General features: G+C 28.0%; 18 protein-coding genes and 1 pseudogene. 10 read left to right on the forward strand and 9 right to left on the reverse strand.

Annotated features, from left to right (window positions below; genetic code table 11):
* Positions 1-38 precede the first annotated feature (38 nt).
* The 5 genes from QZ306_RS00345 to QZ306_RS00365 all read left to right on the forward strand — a co-directional run bounded on the left by QZ306_RS00345 (position 39) and on the right by QZ306_RS00365 (position 4,178).
* Positions 39-899 carry an L-ribulose-5-phosphate 3-epimerase gene (locus QZ306_RS00345; RefSeq protein WP_295159487.1) on the forward strand — a complete coding sequence of 287 codons (861 nt, stop codon included), beginning with the start codon at positions 39-41 and terminating at the stop codon, positions 897-899.
* Positions 900-902: 3 nt separating this feature from the next.
* Entirely contained in the window at positions 903-1,601 is a 699-nt protein-coding gene (locus QZ306_RS00350; RefSeq protein WP_295159490.1) for an L-ribulose-5-phosphate 4-epimerase, read from the forward strand.
* 27 nt (positions 1,602-1,628) lie between these two features.
* Positions 1,629-2,267, forward strand: coding sequence for a 3-keto-L-gulonate-6-phosphate decarboxylase UlaD (locus tag QZ306_RS00355; protein ID WP_295159493.1), 639 nt, complete (start codon positions 1,629-1,631; stop codon positions 2,265-2,267).
* Between the two features lie 3 nt (positions 2,268-2,270).
* Positions 2,271-3,074, forward strand: a complete 804-nt coding sequence (locus QZ306_RS00360; RefSeq protein ID WP_295159496.1) for a Cof-type HAD-IIB family hydrolase — start codon at positions 2,271-2,273, stop codon at positions 3,072-3,074.
* Between the two features lie 66 nt (positions 3,075-3,140).
* On the forward strand, positions 3,141-4,178 hold the full coding sequence (locus tag QZ306_RS00365; protein ID WP_295159499.1) for a hypothetical protein: 1,038 nt from the start codon (positions 3,141-3,143) through the stop codon (positions 4,176-4,178).
* Between the two features lie 44 nt (positions 4,179-4,222).
* Here the strand turns inward: QZ306_RS00365 and QZ306_RS00370 are convergent, their stop codons facing one another.
* Both QZ306_RS00370 and QZ306_RS00375 read right to left on the reverse strand, forming a co-directional pair.
* A complete protein-coding gene (locus tag QZ306_RS00370; protein WP_295159502.1) occupies positions 4,223-4,957 on the reverse strand; it encodes a ComF family protein in 735 nt (244 codons plus the stop codon).
* Positions 4,954-5,745 carry a prohibitin family protein gene (locus QZ306_RS00375; protein ID WP_295159505.1) on the reverse strand — a complete coding sequence of 264 codons (792 nt, stop codon included), beginning with the start codon at positions 5,743-5,745 and terminating at the stop codon, positions 4,954-4,956. The genes QZ306_RS00370 and QZ306_RS00375 overlap by 4 nt, the downstream gene beginning before the upstream one ends.
* A gap of 234 nt (positions 5,746-5,979) precedes the next feature.
* Here QZ306_RS00375 and QZ306_RS00380 point away from each other — a divergent pair, with 234 nt between their 5' ends.
* Positions 5,980-6,912, forward strand: coding sequence for an alpha/beta fold hydrolase (locus QZ306_RS00380; protein WP_295159508.1), 933 nt, complete (start codon positions 5,980-5,982; stop codon positions 6,910-6,912).
* A 24-nt stretch (positions 6,913-6,936) separates the two neighbouring features.
* On the opposite strand, the gene tilS is transcribed toward QZ306_RS00380, so the two are convergent.
* The 5 genes from tilS to QZ306_RS00405 all read right to left on the reverse strand — a co-directional run bounded on the left by tilS (position 6,937) and on the right by QZ306_RS00405 (position 10,807).
* The gene (tilS, locus tag QZ306_RS00385; protein ID WP_295159513.1) at positions 6,937-8,301 is read right to left on the reverse strand and encodes a tRNA lysidine(34) synthetase TilS; all 1,365 of its coding nucleotides are present in this window, start codon (positions 8,299-8,301) and stop codon (positions 6,937-6,939) included.
* 106 nt (positions 8,302-8,407) lie between these two features.
* Complete coding sequence (locus QZ306_RS00390; RefSeq protein ID WP_295159516.1) at positions 8,408-9,073, reverse strand: MBL fold metallo-hydrolase; 666 nt, start codon at positions 9,071-9,073, stop codon at positions 8,408-8,410.
* Positions 9,074-9,114: 41 nt separating this feature from the next.
* Positions 9,115-9,867 (reverse strand): hypothetical protein, encoded by a 753-nt coding sequence (locus QZ306_RS00395; RefSeq protein WP_295159519.1) that lies wholly within the window; start codon positions 9,865-9,867, stop codon positions 9,115-9,117.
* A 43-nt stretch (positions 9,868-9,910) separates the two neighbouring features.
* On the reverse strand, positions 9,911-10,294 hold the full coding sequence (locus QZ306_RS00400) for a PepSY-like domain-containing protein (protein WP_295159522.1): 384 nt from the start codon (positions 10,292-10,294) through the stop codon (positions 9,911-9,913).
* 69 nt (positions 10,295-10,363) lie between these two features.
* The gene (locus tag QZ306_RS00405; RefSeq protein ID WP_295159524.1) at positions 10,364-10,807 is read right to left on the reverse strand and encodes a PepSY-like domain-containing protein; all 444 of its coding nucleotides are present in this window, start codon (positions 10,805-10,807) and stop codon (positions 10,364-10,366) included.
* A 164-nt stretch (positions 10,808-10,971) separates the two neighbouring features.
* Here QZ306_RS00405 and QZ306_RS10625 point away from each other — a divergent pair.
* Positions 10,972-11,386, forward strand: a pseudogene (locus QZ306_RS10625) (MATE family efflux transporter); the annotation flags it as partial.
* A 103-nt stretch (positions 11,387-11,489) separates the two neighbouring features.
* Here QZ306_RS10625 and QZ306_RS00420 read toward each other — a convergent pair.
* Together QZ306_RS00420 and QZ306_RS00425 are read right to left on the reverse strand one after the other, a co-directional pair.
* Entirely contained in the window at positions 11,490-12,467 is a 978-nt protein-coding gene (locus tag QZ306_RS00420; protein ID WP_295159531.1) for a cobalamin biosynthesis protein, read from the reverse strand.
* 47 nt (positions 12,468-12,514) lie between these two features.
* Positions 12,515-13,099 (reverse strand): histidine phosphatase family protein, encoded by a 585-nt coding sequence (locus tag QZ306_RS00425; RefSeq protein WP_295159533.1) that lies wholly within the window; start codon positions 13,097-13,099, stop codon positions 12,515-12,517.
* A gap of 167 nt (positions 13,100-13,266) precedes the next feature.
* On the opposite strand from QZ306_RS00425, the gene QZ306_RS00430 reads away from it, so the two are divergent.
* The 3 genes from QZ306_RS00430 (at position 13,267) to QZ306_RS00440 (ending at position 17,979) form a co-directional block, all read left to right on the forward strand.
* Positions 13,267-13,698: a hypothetical protein gene (locus QZ306_RS00430; protein ID WP_295159535.1), complete on the forward strand. Its 432-nt coding sequence runs from the start codon at positions 13,267-13,269 to the stop codon at positions 13,696-13,698.
* A gap of 100 nt (positions 13,699-13,798) precedes the next feature.
* On the forward strand, positions 13,799-15,424 hold the full coding sequence (locus QZ306_RS00435) for a hypothetical protein (RefSeq protein ID WP_295159538.1): 1,626 nt from the start codon (positions 13,799-13,801) through the stop codon (positions 15,422-15,424).
* A 158-nt stretch (positions 15,425-15,582) separates the two neighbouring features.
* Positions 15,583-17,979 (forward strand): sodium-translocating pyrophosphatase, encoded by a 2,397-nt coding sequence (locus QZ306_RS00440; RefSeq protein WP_295159539.1) that lies wholly within the window; start codon positions 15,583-15,585, stop codon positions 17,977-17,979.
* The last annotated feature ends 90 nt before the right edge of the window (positions 17,980-18,069 follow it).

The raw sequence follows: 18,069 nt of genomic DNA on the forward strand, positions 1-18,069 counted from the left end.
ATTAATTATTTCTCTATTTTTTACTTGAATATCGGAGGTTGATTATCAATAATTTATTTGGAATATATGAAAAAGCTTTGGAAAAGAACACTTCTTGGCATCAGAAATTATCGGACGCTAAAGAATTGGGTTTTGATTTTGTTGAGATATCTATAGATGAAACCGATGAAAGACTTTCAAGATTGGACTGGACTAAAAAAGAAAGAGAGGAATTGTTAATATCAATATCGGAAACAGGCATAAAAATACCTACTATGTGTTTCAGCGGACATAGAAGATTTCCTATGGGCAGCAAAAATCCATATACTAGAAAGAAAGCTATGGAGCTTATGGAAAAGGCTGTAATATTTGCAAGTGATATAGGAATAAGAATAATACAATTAGCAGGTTATGATGTTTATTATGAGAAAGGAGATGATGAAACAAAACAATTATTTATAGAAGGATTAAAAAAATCGCTTGAAATAGCTTCAAAATATCAGGTAATGCTTGCCGTAGAAATTATGGATACTCCTTTTATGAACTCCATAACTAAGTTTTTAGAATATGATAAAATTTGCAATAGTCCTTGGCTTACAGTATATCCTGATTTGGGAAATTTAACTGCTTGGGGAAATGATGTTGAATCTGAGATAAGGAAAGGATTTCATAAAATTACAGCAATACATATTAAAGATACTTTAGCCCCTAAAGAAGGTTTTGAAGGTAAGTTTAAAGAAGTGGCTTTTGGGGAAGGATGCGTTGATTTTGTGAAATGTTTTAAATTATTAAAAGAACTTAATTATAATGGAACTTTTATGATGGAAATGTGGTCTGAAAAATCGGATAATCCTAAAGAATATGTAATAAAAGAAAAAAAATGGGTTCTGGAAAAAATGAAGGAGGGAGGATTTTATTAAAATATGCTTGAAGAATTAAAGAGAATAGTATTTGAAGAGAATATTGAACTTGTAAAAAAAAATCTTGTTATATATACATGGGGAAATGTCAGCGGTTTGGATAGACAATCAAAAACATTTGCTATTAAACCAAGCGGTGTGGATTATAATATAATGAAAGCGGAAGATATGACGGTTTTAGACTTGGAAGGTAAAAAATTAGAAGGAAAGTATAATCCTTCTTCCGATACCGCTACGCATATAGAGTTATATAAAGCGTTTCCTGAAATAGGAGGCATAGTGCATACTCATTCAAGCTATGCCGTAAGCTGGGCTCAGGCTGTAAAAGATATACCAGCTTTCGGTACAACGCATGCCGATTATTTTTACGGAGATATACCTTGCACAAGACCTTTAACGAAAGAAGAAATTGAAAAAGAATATGAAAAAAATACGGGATTTGTTATTATAGAAACTCTTAAAAAAAGAAATATTAATCCTATGGACATACCCGGTATTATAATAGCGTCTCATGGTCCTTTTGCTTGGGGCAGAGATGCTAAAGAGGCTGTTCATAATGCCGTTGTTATGGAAGAGATTGCTAAAATGGCTTACAGAACTATACAAATAAATCAGGAAGCAAAATCCGTACAGCAGTATTTACTTGATAAGCATTATTTCAGAAAGCATGGTTCAAATGCTTATTACGGACAAAATTTATAATACAGTTATTTTTTAAGGAGAATAAATATGGCTATACCTTTACTGCAGATTGCATTAGATAATACCTCTTTAAGCGGAGCTTTAAAATCGGCAAAAGCTGTCGGAGATGAAGTTGATATTATAGAGGCAGGCACTATATTATGCTTGGCTGAAGGAATGGAGGCTGTAAGATGTCTTAGAGCTTTGTATCCAGATAAAATTATATTAGCCGATACTAAATGTGCCGATGCGGGGGGCACTGTTGCTAGAATGTGTGCTGATGCAGGCGCCGATTGGATGACTGTTATATGTTCCGCCACAATACCTACTATGAAGGCGGCTTTAAAAGAGATTAAAGAACTTCAAGTTGAGCTTTACGGCGATTGGACCTTTGAAAATGCAAAGGCTTGGAAAGAAGCGAATATTACGCAGGCTGTTTATCATCAAAGCAGAGATGCACTTTTGGCTGGACATACTTGGTCTGACGGTGATTTGGAAAAAATAAAAAAATTAACCGAAATGGGATTTAAAGTTTCCGTTACAGGCGGGCTTGAAACGGACACTTTAAAACTTTTTAAAGATATTAATGTATTTGCATTCATTACTGGAAGAAGCATAAGAGATGCTGAAGATCCTGCTGAGGAAGCCAGAAAGTTTAAAGAAGAGATATTAAAATATTGGAGATAGTTATTGAATAATATTAAGCTTATAGCCACAGATTTAGACGGTACTTTATTAAATAATCAACATAAAATAAGTGAATATAATAAAAATGTTATAAAAGCGGCTTGTGAGATGGGCATAAAAATAATATTATCAACGGGAAGACCTGTATCTGCGGCTTTAAAATTTTTATATGATTTAAATATTGATACCGAGCTTATATCATTTAACGGAGCTATGATAACGGATAAGAATTCCAATATTATATACAATCAGAGTTTAAATGCCGATATAGGAAAGGAGCTAATAAATATTGCTGAAAAATATAAAATATATTATCAGGGATTTTTGGCTGATAGATGGAATATAGGTTTTTTTGATAAAAAATGGCTTGATTTTTATATATCAATAGCCGAAATAGATAATTATACAATTGGTTTTGATGATATAGAAGATTTTTCTTTCAGTAAATTTATGTTTATAGGCGAAAATAGTACATTGAAAAATATAGCCGAAGAATTAGAGCAGACTTTTGGAGATAAAATATATTATACATTTTCAAGACCCGTTTATTTGGAAGTTCATAGCCCTAATGTATCTAAGGCTAAGGCATTAAAGTATTTGTCTGATAAATATAATATTAATGCAGATAATATAATGGCTTTCGGTGATAATAATAATGATTTAGAAATGCTTGAATATGCAAATATATCCGTTGCTGTTGAAAATGCTGAGAATATAGTAAAATTAAAGGCTAAATATATTACAAAGAGCAATGAAGAAAACGGAGTTGGAATATTCATTAATAATATGCTTAATTTGAATATTTAATATATATTTTCTTTTTTATAAGCTTCTTTGATATATTTTTTTACTGTTAATAGTAGGAGTTTAATTATGCAGGTATTTCAAGAGAAATTATTAAAAGCTTTAGAAATGTATCAGAATGATTTTGATAATATAGTAAAAACATTTTTTGATGATAAAGATAAATATAATAATTTGATAAATAAATATTCCTGCGATACTGAGGATAATGTTGATAAGAATTATTTGCTTAGAGCAAGGCTTTCAATTTCTATTATTTATTATAAAAATCTAAAAGCTTTAAATAAAGAAGGTCTTAGAAGCATAATCATTTATTTATTTGAAGAGGAATTAAAAGACAGGGAAACATCAAAATATAAGGGAATAGGAATAGCATTAAAAGCTTTATCATTCCTGCTTAATAAATACGGCAAAGATAATAAAGATTTATTTGAGAAAGCGAAAAAAATAAATACAGACTGCGCCATAGGATATGACAGTAATATAAGGTTTGAAACGGATATTGAAAAATTAGATATTCATTACTGCATACATTATGCTTTGGAATTGGGATTTAAAGATTTATATTATGAACTTATAAATATATGGAAATCAAGTATAAATAATTGGGATAGAATTAATTTGGAGAGATTAAGAGATTTTGAAATTGAAGCAGGAAATAAAGACGGAGAATTAGAGGCAAATAAAAAACTTTTTAATATTGCTAATGAAGATTATGAAAAAAATAAGCAAAATCAGATGCTCTCTAAAAAATATTTATTTTATTTAGTTTCATATTTAAGCAGCTATATAGAAAATTTAATAAAGCTTTTTAATTATGATGAGGCTTTGAATATCATTTTGACTAATATTGAAGATATAAAGTCTGTAAATAATAATGCTTTTTATAATATTCATGCTGGAATATCAATAGTGGATAACGGATTAAAAATTTTACTCAATACGGAAATTAATGATAAAACTAATATATTATGGCAATTTATAAAGATAGCATTTGATAATGAACATTTAAATTATTCAAGATCGGTATATGATAATTTAATAAAGTGTGCTGATAAAATGAACGATTCAGAATTAAAGGATAAAGTTTTAAAAGAGATTAAATAAAGTATTTATATAAAAATAAGTATAATTAAAACAGCATTAAATATTTAAGTACGGGCTACCGTAAGCAAGCCTATTTTATTTATGCATTCTAGTTTTTTTATCTCTTTAGAAATTTCATTTAAAGTGCTTCCAGTAGTAAATACATCATCTATAATAAGCAAATTTATTTTATTTTCAGTATTATAGATTCTGCTTACAGTAAATGCATCTTTTATCATATTAATTCTCTCTTCCTTGCTTTTCAGCATACTTAATGCCTGAGTTTCTTTTTTCCGTGCGATTATATCATTGATTAAATTTATATTTAGAATTTTTGATAATGTTTTTGCTATAAGTTCGCTTTGATTATATCCTCTATCCAAAAGCCTGTTTTTTCCAAGAGGCACAAAACTAACCGCATCATAGCTTTTAATATAATCTTTATAATAGTAACTAAGCATAGCGGCAAAATCTTTACAAATCAAATATCTATGAGAGAACTTCATTTTATGAATTAAGTCTGTTGTATGATTACTATAATACAGCATAGATCTGCATTCATCAAAATAAAGTTCTTCGTTTTTGCATACGCATAATGAATCTTCACTTTCTAAGACTTTTCCGCATTTAATGCATCTTATATATCTGTCTTTATGTATATAATCCAATTTTTTATTTATACATTCTATGCATATATAATTCATATTGACGCTTTGAATTAAATTACCGCATATTATGCAGTGATTTGGAAATATAAGATGCATTATATTAGAAAAAGTTTTTTGTATTTTATTTATCATTTTATTTGTATCATAGGAGAGATGCCTGAGCCTGCAACCTGAGGCATTTTCCCGTCCCATTTTTCTATATACATTCTCTGTATTAATAAAGGTGTCAGAGATTCCTGCATTATTCTGTTAGCCTCTGAAACACCTTTAGCTTTAGTAATTTCAGCTTCAGCTTCATAACGCACTTTTTCTAAAGCATTCTGAGCAGTAAGAGCGTCCTGAGAAGCTATTAATTTTCTTTCTATAGCCTGATCAAACTCATCTGAAAAATCATGTTCTATTATGGAACATGCTGCAACAGTTATGCCGTAGTCGTTAAAATCAGCCATAACTTCTTTTAAAAGCTCCTGAGCCATTTCGTTTCTTTTTGTTATAAACTCTTCTATAGTATATCTGGCAGAAACGGCATTTAAGCTTTCGGATATTCTCGGATTGATTAATTTATCCTTATAATCAAGCCCGAATTTTTTATATAAATCCAAAGCATCGCTTCCTATAGAATACTGAACATTGAGTGTCATCGATATTGTCTGCATATCTTTTGATGATACGGAATATATTTTTTCTACAGTCTGCTCTCTTACTTCCATAATTTTTATAGTATCTATAAAAGGTATTCTAAAGTGAAGCCCAGGCTCTTCCTGAGATATGGCTTTTCCTAATCTGCTTCTTATTCCTATTTCGCCTGTAGAAACTATTGTAATACTTGAAAATATAAAAAATCCTATAGCCGCTATTACAGGCAGCATTATAAAAAGTATGCGATGAAGTTTATTTGAATTAAATCCGATTATTCTCATTAAAGTTGAGGCCTCCTTAAACAGTTTTAAATCATATTAAAATATAAATATGTTTTTTGCAAGTATGCCTATATTTTATGAATGAAATTAATAATTATTTAAAGAGGTTAAAAAAATATATTATATAACTTGAAAATAATTTTAGATTTTATATTATAATTTTATGAAAAATAGGTTATATAAATATAATATTTTTTAGTAATACAGGCGGATAAATTAATTTTGGAGGATTTTATGGAAATTATTAATAAAGTTATTACTCTTGAAGATGGACATAAAATGTACACATATACATTTATACCAGATTTAAAGCCTAAAGCAGCTGTGCAGATAGTTCATGGACTTGGCGAGCATGCGGGAAGATACAAAGAGTTTGCCGAAAAATTAAATAAAGCGGGTTTTTTAGTTTATGCAGATGATCATAGAGGATTTGGAAGAAGCGCTCTTAATAAAGATAATATGGGGCATATTGCAGATAATAACGGACATAATCTTATAATAGAAGACATGAAGCGCTTAATGGAAAATACAAAGGCTGATTATCCTAATATACCTTATTTTATAATAGGTCATAGTATGGGCTCTTTTCTAACAAGAGGATTTTTGATAAAATATTATAAAGAATTAGACGGCGCTGTTATAATGGGCACAAGAGGAAAATATAAAGGAATAGAAAATTTAGGAAAAGCTATAGCAAAAATACAGAAATTAATATTCGGCGGAAAAAAAAGAGCTTATTTAATAGATAAATTGTCTGTAGGTGGATATGGTAAAAAATTCTTTCCTGAAGATGAGTCGGATTTAGCATGGCTTACATCAGATAAAGAGGAGATTAAAAAAACTAATGATGATGAATATTTTTTGGATAAGCCTGCAAGTATAGAGACATATATACAATTATTTGAGCTTATTGATAAAATTTCAGATAAAAATAATTATTCTTCTATGAATAAAGATTTTCCTATTCTTTTAATATCTGGTGATAAAGATCCTGTAGGAGATATGGGAAAAGGCGTTACTTGGGTTTATGATATGTATAAATCTTTGGGGTTTGAAGATGTAAGTATAAGTCTTTATAAAGACGGAAGACATGAGATACTTAATGATATTCAAAGAGATGATGTTTCCAAAGAGATAATAGAGTGGATTAATGCCCGCATAAAATAATTATAAATTAAAGATTGCTTTATATTAATTATCATAAAAATTTATTTCTAATATATATTTGTCTTTTTTATCTGCGGCGGCTTCATTTGATATTCTGTTAAAACCGTAAGGCTTTAAATATAATGCCGATATGTTTTTATCATTGCATGAAGAAGTTATTACAGGTATTTTATTTCTTTCATACAGAGGTATTTTCAAATCTATAAAAATTTTCCTTAAAATTTTTTTATTATTATTCGGATAAACTCTTATAAAATCGCCGTCTTTTCTGTTTCTTATTATAATGGGATATTCCGCTTTTATATAAATATTATTTTTATAATCAATATTTTTATTTAAAATAGTTTTGATTTCAATTGTTTTATCTAAAAAATTATATATTCCGTCTTTTTCTATTTTTATATAATTATTTATTTCTATATTACAGCTTTTTTCAGTATATGAATTAGGCTTTATATTAATTAAATCATATTCTTTTATCAGATAAAAATTATCAAGTCTTAATTTTATATTTGGCTTATTTGATTTTATTATATTCAGTATTTCTGAAATCCTTTTTTCGGTAATTTCTATGCCGTTTTCTGCAAGAAACTTAATAATAATTTTTTTTATAAAAGTTTTGCTTATATCTGCTGTTTTTTTTATATTCAGAGACTTATTGTCATCAGATATATTTTTTATGTATATCTTATTGGTTTTTTTTCTTAATAAAGCGGTTTCTTCGTATATTCTTTTGGAAAATAAAATAATATTATCCTTTGCCTTTGTATTAATATCTTCAAGCATAGGTATTATTAAATTTCTTATTTTATTTCTTGCATAATAATTTTTTTTGTTTGAAGAATCTTCCCTATAAGAGAGATTATTATTTTCAGCGTATTTTTCAATATCTTTCCTGCAGAAACTGAGCATAGGTCTTAATATATATTCTTTTTTCTCTCTCATGCACTTATAAACATTAGTTCCAGCTCCTTTAATAATTCTGTAAATTATAGTTTCGGTTAAATCATCTTTATTATGTGCTATAAGCAAATAATCGTATAGATTCTTATTATAAAGTTCTTTAAAAAAATTATATCTGTCATGTCTTGCTTCAAGCTGTATATTTTTTCCTTTATAACTATTATGCTCTATTTCTTTAACATATATTTCAGCATTGTATTTATATGCCATGCTGCGTGCAAATAATTCGTCATTTATCGAATCTTCTCCTCTTAAGTTATAGTTTACATGTATTATTATCAGATTAAATAATAATTTTTGTTTTAACTTGTATGCGGCATCAAGCATAACCTGAGAGTCTATTCCTCCTGAATAGGCAACGGCTAATGTTTTATTTTTTATATTGTATATATTTGAAAGTAAAAAAGATTCTATTTCTTTTAACATAAAAATATCCAAAATTTTTTATGATAAATATATCATATATATTTAATTGAATTAAGTTTTTTATTTTTTTATGCTTTTATATTTTTTAATTTGAACTTTAACATAATTATTTTAATATATTTAAAAAAGCGTTTGATATGAAGGTTAAAATACTCCCATTTTTTTTTCTATTGGATAATTTTACTCCGTAAGCATCATGTCCGGGATACAATAAAGTATCATCGTCTAGAGCAAATATTTTTTGAGATATGCTATTTTCCAATACTGAAAAATCTCCTGTAGGAAAATCGGTTCTTCCTATTCCGTAAGCAAATATAGTATCGCCGCAGAATAAATGTCCTTCAGTATAATAACATACTCCCCCTCTTGTATGTCCGGGCGTATGTATTACCTTAAACTCTATATCTTTTAATTTAAAAGTATCCCCGTCATTAAATTGTATTTCGGGACTTTGACATTGAATTATACTTCCCAAATAGGAGCTTACATTTAAATTGCCGTCTTGAAAAAAATCATAATCTAAATTATGAACGCAATGATTAGTATTCGGAAATTCTTTTCTTATGTCGTCCGCTCCTGATATATGATCAAAATGTCCATGCGTATATATTACTTTTACTAATTTTTTGCCTTCTAATAATTTTTTATAGCTTTCATATCCCTGCGGTAATTTGCAGGCGTCTATTATAACAGCCTCATCATCGGCAGATACTACATAAGAATTCATTCCATACATATTTCTGCATATACAGTCAATTTTTAATTCGCTCATTATATGTCTCCTATTTTTTTACTCATTTTTTATTTTATGCCCTATTTTTCAGTTTCTATAAGAAAAATATCAATATAGTCAAGCATTCCCAATAATGTGCTGTATTTTATTATTTTTCTAGTTTCATCATCTTTTTCAATATATGCGGCTATTTTCGGAAATAATACAGCAAAAGGCATTCCCTCTATTTTTATCTCCATTTCATAGCATTCTTTTTCTTTATCATTGATTTTTATTTTTTTTAATCCGTTATTTAATACCGATACCTTTAATTTGCTGTTTATGGAAGCGAAAGGCATAATAATATTCATTTGATTTGTACAGTCAATCGGAAATGTTCTTGCTATCTGATATATTCCGTACATAGAAAATATAGCCAATGTTCCGTTTTCATTTGTGTAATTTATAATATTCCTTATATCAAATGTATTTTCTATCTTGCCGAAATCATAATAATCTACGGTTTTATTGTAAACTGTTCTCATATTTTCCAAATCTATAATGGAATGCATCTGAGATTTTCTGATATTAGTCATCATCTCTTCTTCCAGAAGAAAGGGATCTTTTGATTTATTTGTTAAAGAACCTCTTATATATGTTTCTTTAATATTCCAGTATCCGTTATTATCTATTAAAGTTTCAGTATATACTATTAATGCATTATTTTTTTTCTGAGATATTCCTTTATGAACAAAATATTCTTTTTTCTGAAAAGAAGGAATATTGGTATAAGAATAATACTGTGCAAATAAAAATGAATTAAATATAAAAATTATTATTAATATGTTTTTCATGTTAGTATAATAAACCTTAAAAATACAAATTTCAATATATATTTTATACATTTTTTGTTTTTATTATATTGCCGTCTTTATCTATAATGATAATGCTTTTATTAATTTCTATTTCATATTTATTTTTTCTTTTTGCTACTTTATATATATTGAAGTCTCTGTATTTGTCTTTTATTGTTTTTATGATTTCTTTTTCTATAATATTATCTTCTGCGAATTTTTCTATAATTTCAAAAGGTATTTTATTTCCGTTTCCTATAACAGCATTCCATTCGCCTTTCATATTAAAAATAATAGAACTTCCGCCTTTAAATACTGCATTATATGATGATGAAAATGTTATTTTAAATACATAATATGAATAAAAATATTTTTCTATAAAATCTTTTGCTTTATCAGGAAGTTTCTGATATGGTATATTATCCATAGTTTTGCCTTAAAATATATTGTTTTTTTATAAGCATTAAATATATATAACATTTCAATGTATTATTTTTTAAGCTTTTTTTATTTTTACTATATTTCCGTCATAGTCTATATAAATATATTCTTTATTATCAACTCTAAACTCATAGCCTTTTCTTCTTTTGTATATATTATTTATGCTTGTATATTTATTTTTTATAATATTTATAATTTTACTGTCTATAAATTTCTGAGCTGTACTAATCTCTATTATTTTTCTGTTTCCTATTACAGAAGTCCATTCTCCTTTTCTGTTAAAATGTATTGATGAGCCTCCCTTAAAAATAACAGCATAATCTGAAGAGATATATGAACTATATACTTCATATTCATTAAAATATATATTTACAAATTCCTGAATATTATTAGGCATAGAAGTGTAGGGTATAAATTGAATATTGCATCCGTCATCAAAAAATGTGAAAGAAGAAAATAATATATATAATATTAATATAAGAGAATAAAATTTTATCATAATAGTTTTAAGCCTCTCCTGCAATTCTAAATATATATTAAAAACAAGATATTTCAAGATTAATAAAAAAGTAAAATTTCGTACTTTTTCTATTGACAAATAAATAATAATAGTATGAAATTAGACTAAATTCTTATAAAGAAGTGTAAAAATGTTGTAGACGGTTTTTTATAGGCAATTCTATGGGTGTATAGGGGTTACAGCAATTAATTTAGTTTATCCTATAGGCGGCTGTAGCTGTTATGCTTGGTATGGGAGGCTCTGTTATAATGTCAACATATCTTGGAGAAAATAATATGCATGGATTTAATAAGGATAAAGTAAATACTTTTATTTCTTTAAGTATTAGCAGGTATAGTATTAACAGTTATTTTATTTTTATTAAAAAACATACTTTTGTATTTGCTTGGTGCAAGAGATGAGGTATTTAAGCAGGCTGATTTATATATTACTGTTATCATTTTGGGAGGAGGATTTCAAATAATATCATTCGGATGCATGCTTATAATAAGAAATCTTGGAAAAACTATTTATGCTATGAGTTTTATGAGTATAGGACTTATAACAAATATGGTAATATAAAAATTGCAACTCCATGCATTTGCAATAATGTCAAAATAATAAACAGAGCTGATAATTTAAGTTATCAACTCTGTTTTAATTATTTAAAGCCTGTAATTTACTATGCAATTATTGAAGATATAAGCATAGAAACAAGCTTTATTATTATTAAAACAAATAAGGCAAATACCGCGGAAGTCAGTATAAGTTTATTAGCCTTTTCTATATGAAAATATTCTAAATCTTCTAAATATTCTCCGACTATAGGTCTGTAATATATTTCACCGTCTTTTATATATTCGCCTCCAAGCTCTATATTTAAAGCTCCCGCTATGCCTGCCTCCAATCTGGATTTATTATTTTTACCATACTTAAGCAGTACCGCAAAAGCATTTTTAAACTCATAGTTAAAAAATTTAGATGCTATGATATTTATAAATGAAGCAAAGAAAGAAGGTATTATATTTAATATATAGCAGAACTTTATATTGAATATTCCGAAATTATCTTTGCTTTTATTTTCATCTATGAACGCTGTATCCGATGAGCTTGTGCAAAGAACATAAAGAGTTTTATAGGCTATGCAAAGAGGAGCACCTCCAAGCAATAGGAATACAGCAGGATATATATAATCTTCTGCGATACTTATTGCTGTATATTCTATAGTATTTTTAATAATTTGTTCTTCTTCCGCATCTTCAGTATCTATATCAGTATTTTCTTTTATAAGATACTTTGCTTTTTTTATATCATTATTTTGCAGACTATGATATATATATGAACTGATTTCTAAAGGTTTTCTTATTCCCAATGCCGCATAGGATAATACTAATTCTATTATAAGACCTAAAATAAAATGTATCTTGTACAGCAGCATTAAAATAAAAAACGGTATTATAAAACCAGCAGCTATTATTATTAAAGATGATAATGTGCCTATTGTAAATGACAGTATATTATTTTCATGACTGAATTTTTTTCTGAACAGATCTTCAGATATAAAGTGCAGTCTTGATATAAAAATAAAAGGATTAAATTTAATATTTTTAACGAATATATTTAAAAGAAAAGATATAGGCAGTATTAGAAGTATTTTCATAATAATTAATTCCAATAAAAGTTGTTTATTATATAATCATCGTAAAATTAAAACTTTTCTGTAATAGTTATATTATTTTTACCGTCTATTTCTGTATAATATCCGCATCCGTTTTGCAGCAGATATTCATAAAATCCCAGTTTTTGTTTATCATATTTGCTGAATATCGACATAATAACTCCTCCATGCGTTACAACAGCGGTATAATCTAAGTTATTATTTTTCATATCTTCTATTATATATAAATATGCATTTTCAGTTCTGTCAAAGAAACTCTGAGATTCTTCGCCGTTAGGAACATTGCTTTTCCAATTAGTTTTAAAAAATTCTTTATAATATGGATTATCTTTTAATTCATTATGATTTCTGCCTTCAAAATCGCCGAAGCTTCTTTCTTTTAAATTAGGCACAATATTTTTTTTCATATCATTAAAGTATATATCCGCCGTTTCCAGGCATCTTTTCATAGGACTGCAATACAGTTTTTGTACAGGCTTATAACTGCTTATTATATTTTTTCTGTCTTTTAAAACTTTTTTTCCAGCCTCGCATAATGGCGCATCTGTTGAGCCTAGCCATTTTCCATCAGCATTTAATTGGGTTTGCCCATGTCTTATAAAAAGAATCTTCATAATGATAACTCCCAACTTTAAATAATTTTCATAATATCTGCATTATAATAGCAGTTCATTTTTTTTCAATAATATTATTTCTGATTTCAGAAGTAAAAATATATTAAAATAATTGACAAATATAATTATAATGTATATAATATCAGATGAATTAAAATAGGATATCTATGACAACCAACACAACTAAATTAATACCATCACAAAATAATAAAAAATTTGCTTATTCATACATCATTATACTATTTATTGCAGCCGTAACTTTATCAGCTTTATCTTTATTAGGAAATATTGAAAGGAAAGGTTATTTATCAGAATTTGAAAATATATTAGAGGATAAATATTACTGCCGAATAAAATATTATAGTAAAATATTCAGAAATAATGACATATATGGAGTATATCCGAATTTACAAAATAATGATTATGAATATATACCTCTCTATATAGAAGGCTCCCCATTTGGAGAAATTATTATTGATAAAGATTTAAACTATGATGAAAAAATAGATATTCAATACAAACTGAAATTAAAAAAGAATATTATATTTCTGTCTATAATATTTCTTTTTTCCTATTCTATATTTCTATATAATACCTAATATAATTAAAAATTATAAGTTTTATATTTTATTTCTTTTAATAAATACTGTAATTTATTTTATTATACCTGTAATATTGGAAAAGTTCAATGTTATAAAATTGAAATATAATTATGCTGATATATTGTTATCATATATATTTTTAATGACGGCATTTAATCTTCTTAATAAAAAGTTATTATATACTTTATTGTTTGAAATCATTAATGTATTTTCATTTTTTATAATTGAGCCTCTTGCTTTAACATTTCAAAATAAAATACTTATTCCCGCAGATATTCCGTATTTATATCCGTCTTTATTGGCAGTGCTGTCTAATAATATGAAAATTATAACTATAATTATCACTATTATATATTTTTCTATAATAATATTACTTATAATATTGTCTATATATAATTTAATAAAAATGAAAAGAAGTACATCTGTAATTATAATATTAAGTATTTGTATTTTTACATTCGCAATATTTTTTAGAAGTACAAATTTAGAAATATGGGGAGTAGATTTCATATCTTTTAGCAATAGGAATGGTATAATAGATACTATTAATTATAGAATAAATTATGACAGAATTACAAATATTAAGCATTCAAAAGAAGATGTGCTAAATGCTGTTAATATTTTAAAAAAAATTGAAAATGAAAGAAATTATTCTGATATAATATTGCAAAATGATATAAACTCTAAAAGAGATATATTTTTGATATTTTTGGAATCTTTTTATGATTATTCTCATTTTACTAACTTATTTAATAAAGATCCGTTTCCAAAAGAATATAGAGAGTGGGCAGATAATTCAAGAAAAATAGCACCAAATGACGGAGGAGGAAGTTTTAATGCAAGACTTGCAGGTCTTACAGCATCAAGTCCGTTAAATCCTAAAATGCAGAACTCTAAAAATAAATATACTTTGCCTTATTTGCTGCATGATATGGGATATACATCAATAGCTCTTGAAGAAGCTGCAAATACATATAATTTAAAAACTTTTCTGCCTTCTATATATTTTGATGAAATAGTATTTAATATAGGAACTGCAAATATAGATGCATACTTAAATACCAATATTATAAATTATAAAAGCCCTATATTTGTATACGGATTTACTTATTTAGGTCATACAGGAGTTCATATAACTAATGATTTTAATGTAGAATCTAATAATAAACGATTTATTAATTATTTTTCTAATGATGATAAATTTAAAATTATAGAAACTATTGATAATTCTGTTATGACATCTATTGAAGTATTAAAAACAAGAGATATTATTTTAAAGCATTCTCCTAATGCTCTTATTATATTTAAGCATGATCATTTATATCCGCATTTAAAGAGTATAATAGAAAATTCTTCTATAGATGATAATATTAAAAATAATTTTTTAAATGATAATACTCCGACACCTATATTAATTTGGGACGGTACTAACGGAGCATATAAAGCACCTGTAAATTTTATGCCTGAAAATATACCTATGTTTATAGCTTTAAATGCTGCTATTACTAACTATGAAAACAGTATAATTTCTCTATTATATAAAGATGAAATAGACGGTATAATAAGTACATATCATAAGTTTTATAAAGTTAGTAATGATACTTTAGTATTGGAAAATGATATTAGTAAGGATTCTGCAATATTTAAATATGAAAATGCTCAGAGAATTTTATCGCAGGATATTTTTCAGGGCAAAAAATATTATTATGAATTAAAAAAATAGAGTTAAGGATAAATTATGTTTTAGTTTTTATTATAAAAATATTCAATATATGTTTTTTAAACAAAAATACTTTATAAAATCAATTGACAATTTATATACTAATGTTATAATGCAAAACTGTAATATTTTTATCAAAATTTAAAAAATAGGGTATGTGTATGAATTATGAAATATTAGCTGAAAATGCCCGCTTTTTTACTATATCAGCGGCAATACTAACATTGTTTTTTGCGTTCTATTTTTATAAATGGATGCGCAGACAAGACGAGGGTAATGAAACTATGAAAGAAATAGCTTCGCATGTACGCTCGGGAGCTATAGCTTATCTTAGACAGCAGTATAAAGTTATAGCTTTCTTTTTTGCAGGGGCTTTCATTATTTTTGCTGTTCTTTCTTATGCATTAAAAGTTCAGAATCCTTTCATTCCTATAGGTTTTTTAACAGGCGGTTTTTTCTCAACTTTATCAGGTTTCTTAGGAATGAAAACCGCTACTTATGCATCGGCTAGAACTGCAAATGCCGCAAGTAAATCTTTAAATGAAGGCTTAACTATAGCTTTCCGTTCAGGTGCTGTTATGGGGCTTACAGTTGTAGGTCTTGCTTTGCTTGACATTTCTTTATGGTTTATAGTATTAAATATATGGCTTGATAACAGTCTGTTTGGTACTGACTTTCTTAATTTGGCGTCCACAGGCATAGCTAAAGGAACTGCGGAATATACTGCAGTTAAAATGCATTTTGTTACAACTACAATGCTTAGTTTCGGAGTAGGAGCTTCTTTCCAAGCCTTATTTGCCCGTGTCGGCGGAGGTATATTTACTAAAGCAGCAGATGTGGGAGCCGATTTGGTAGGTAAAGTTGAGGCTGGAATACCTGAAGACGATCCAAGAAACCCTGCCGTTATAGCCGATAATGTCGGAGATAATGTGGGAGATGTTGCTGGTATGGGAGCTGACCTTTATGAATCTTATGCAGGTTCAATACTTGCAGCTATGAGTTTAGGTTCAGCCGCTTTCGGATATATTAATCCTGATATAAGCCCTATATTTGCAGTTTCTCTTCCTATGATACTTGCTTCTATCGGTACTCTTTCATCTATAATAGGCGTATTCTTTGTTAAAACTAAAGAAGGTGCTTCTATGGGAGAATTATTAAAATCTTTAAGAGTCGGGGTTTATGTAAGCAGCATTATAATTATAGCTGTGTCTTTCCTGCTTGTAAAAACTCTTCTTCCAAATAATTTAGGATTATTTGTTTCTATAATCGTAGGTCTTATAGCGGGAAATGTTGTAGGATTCTTCACCGAATACTATACTGCAGCAGAATATAAGCCTACTCAATGGGTTGCAGAACAATCTAAAACAGGTCCCGCTACCGTTATTATAGGCGGGCTTGCCGTAGGTATGCAGTCTACTTTGATACCTGTTGTTACTGTTGTTATATCTATAATATTGGCATTCGGTTTTGCAGGAGGTTTCGGTTCAGGAATTTCTTCTTTCTCCCAGGGATTATACGGTATTGCTTTAGCTTCAGTCGGCATGTTATCCACTTTAGGCATTACATTAGCTACAGATGCTTACGGCCCTATAGCTGATAATGCAGGGGGTAATGCTGAAATGTCAGGGCTTCCTGAAAGTGTGAGAGAGCGTACAGATGCTTTAGACTCTTTAGGAAATACTACTGCCGCTACAGGCAAAGGTTTTGCAATATGTTCCGCCGCTTTAACAGCTATGGCTTTAATAGCAGCTTATATAGAAGAAATTAAAACCGCTTTGGGAAGAATGATTAATTCTGGAAATCTTACATCTATAAATATAGGTACAGTACAGTATACGGCCAACAGCGCTAAAGAATTATATGACAAAGTTGTTTACAGTTTAGGTATGAATGAGTTTATGAATGCATTCAATATTCACTTGATGAACCCTAAAGTATTAATAGGCATATTTATCGGTGCTATGCTTGTATTTTTCTTCTGTGCTTTGACTATGAAGGCAGTAGGACGCGCAGCTGCTGGTGTTGTAGAGGAGGTTAGAAGACAGTTCAGAGAAATTAAAGGTTTATTAGCAGGAGAAAAAGGCGTAAAAGCCGATTATGAAAAAGCTGTTCAAATTTGTACTAAATCCGCTCAAAAAGAGATGATAGTTCCTTCCGTGCTTGCTATAATTGTACCCGTTATTGTAGGCTTCTTATTCGGAGTGCCTGCCGTTATAGGTATGTTGGTCGGAGGATTAACTGCAGGTTTTGCTATGGCGGTTATGATGTCTAATGCAGGAGGGGCTTGGGATAATGCTAAAAAATATATTGAAGCTGGCAATTTAGGCGGTAAAAAAATTATTGATGAAAAAACAGGAGAAAAAATTACTAACCCTAATCATGCGGCTGCAGTTATAGGCGATACTGTAGGAGATCCTTTCAAAGATACTTCAGGACCTTCAATAAATATTCTTATTAAATTAATGAGTTTGATAAGCGTTGTATTTGCAGGGGCTATAGTGGCATTCTCTCCGAAAATTCAGGCAATATTGGGTATAGCCGATCAAATTATTAAGTAATTTAATTATTATTTTTATATTAGGCTGTCTGACTTAATTTAAGTTAGAAGTTAGACAGCTTTTTTTATTAAAAATAAACTATAATTCTTA

The organism is uncultured Brachyspira sp. (genome assembly GCF_910588665.1).
GTDB lineage: Bacteria > Spirochaetota > Brachyspiria > Brachyspirales > Brachyspiraceae > Brachyspira.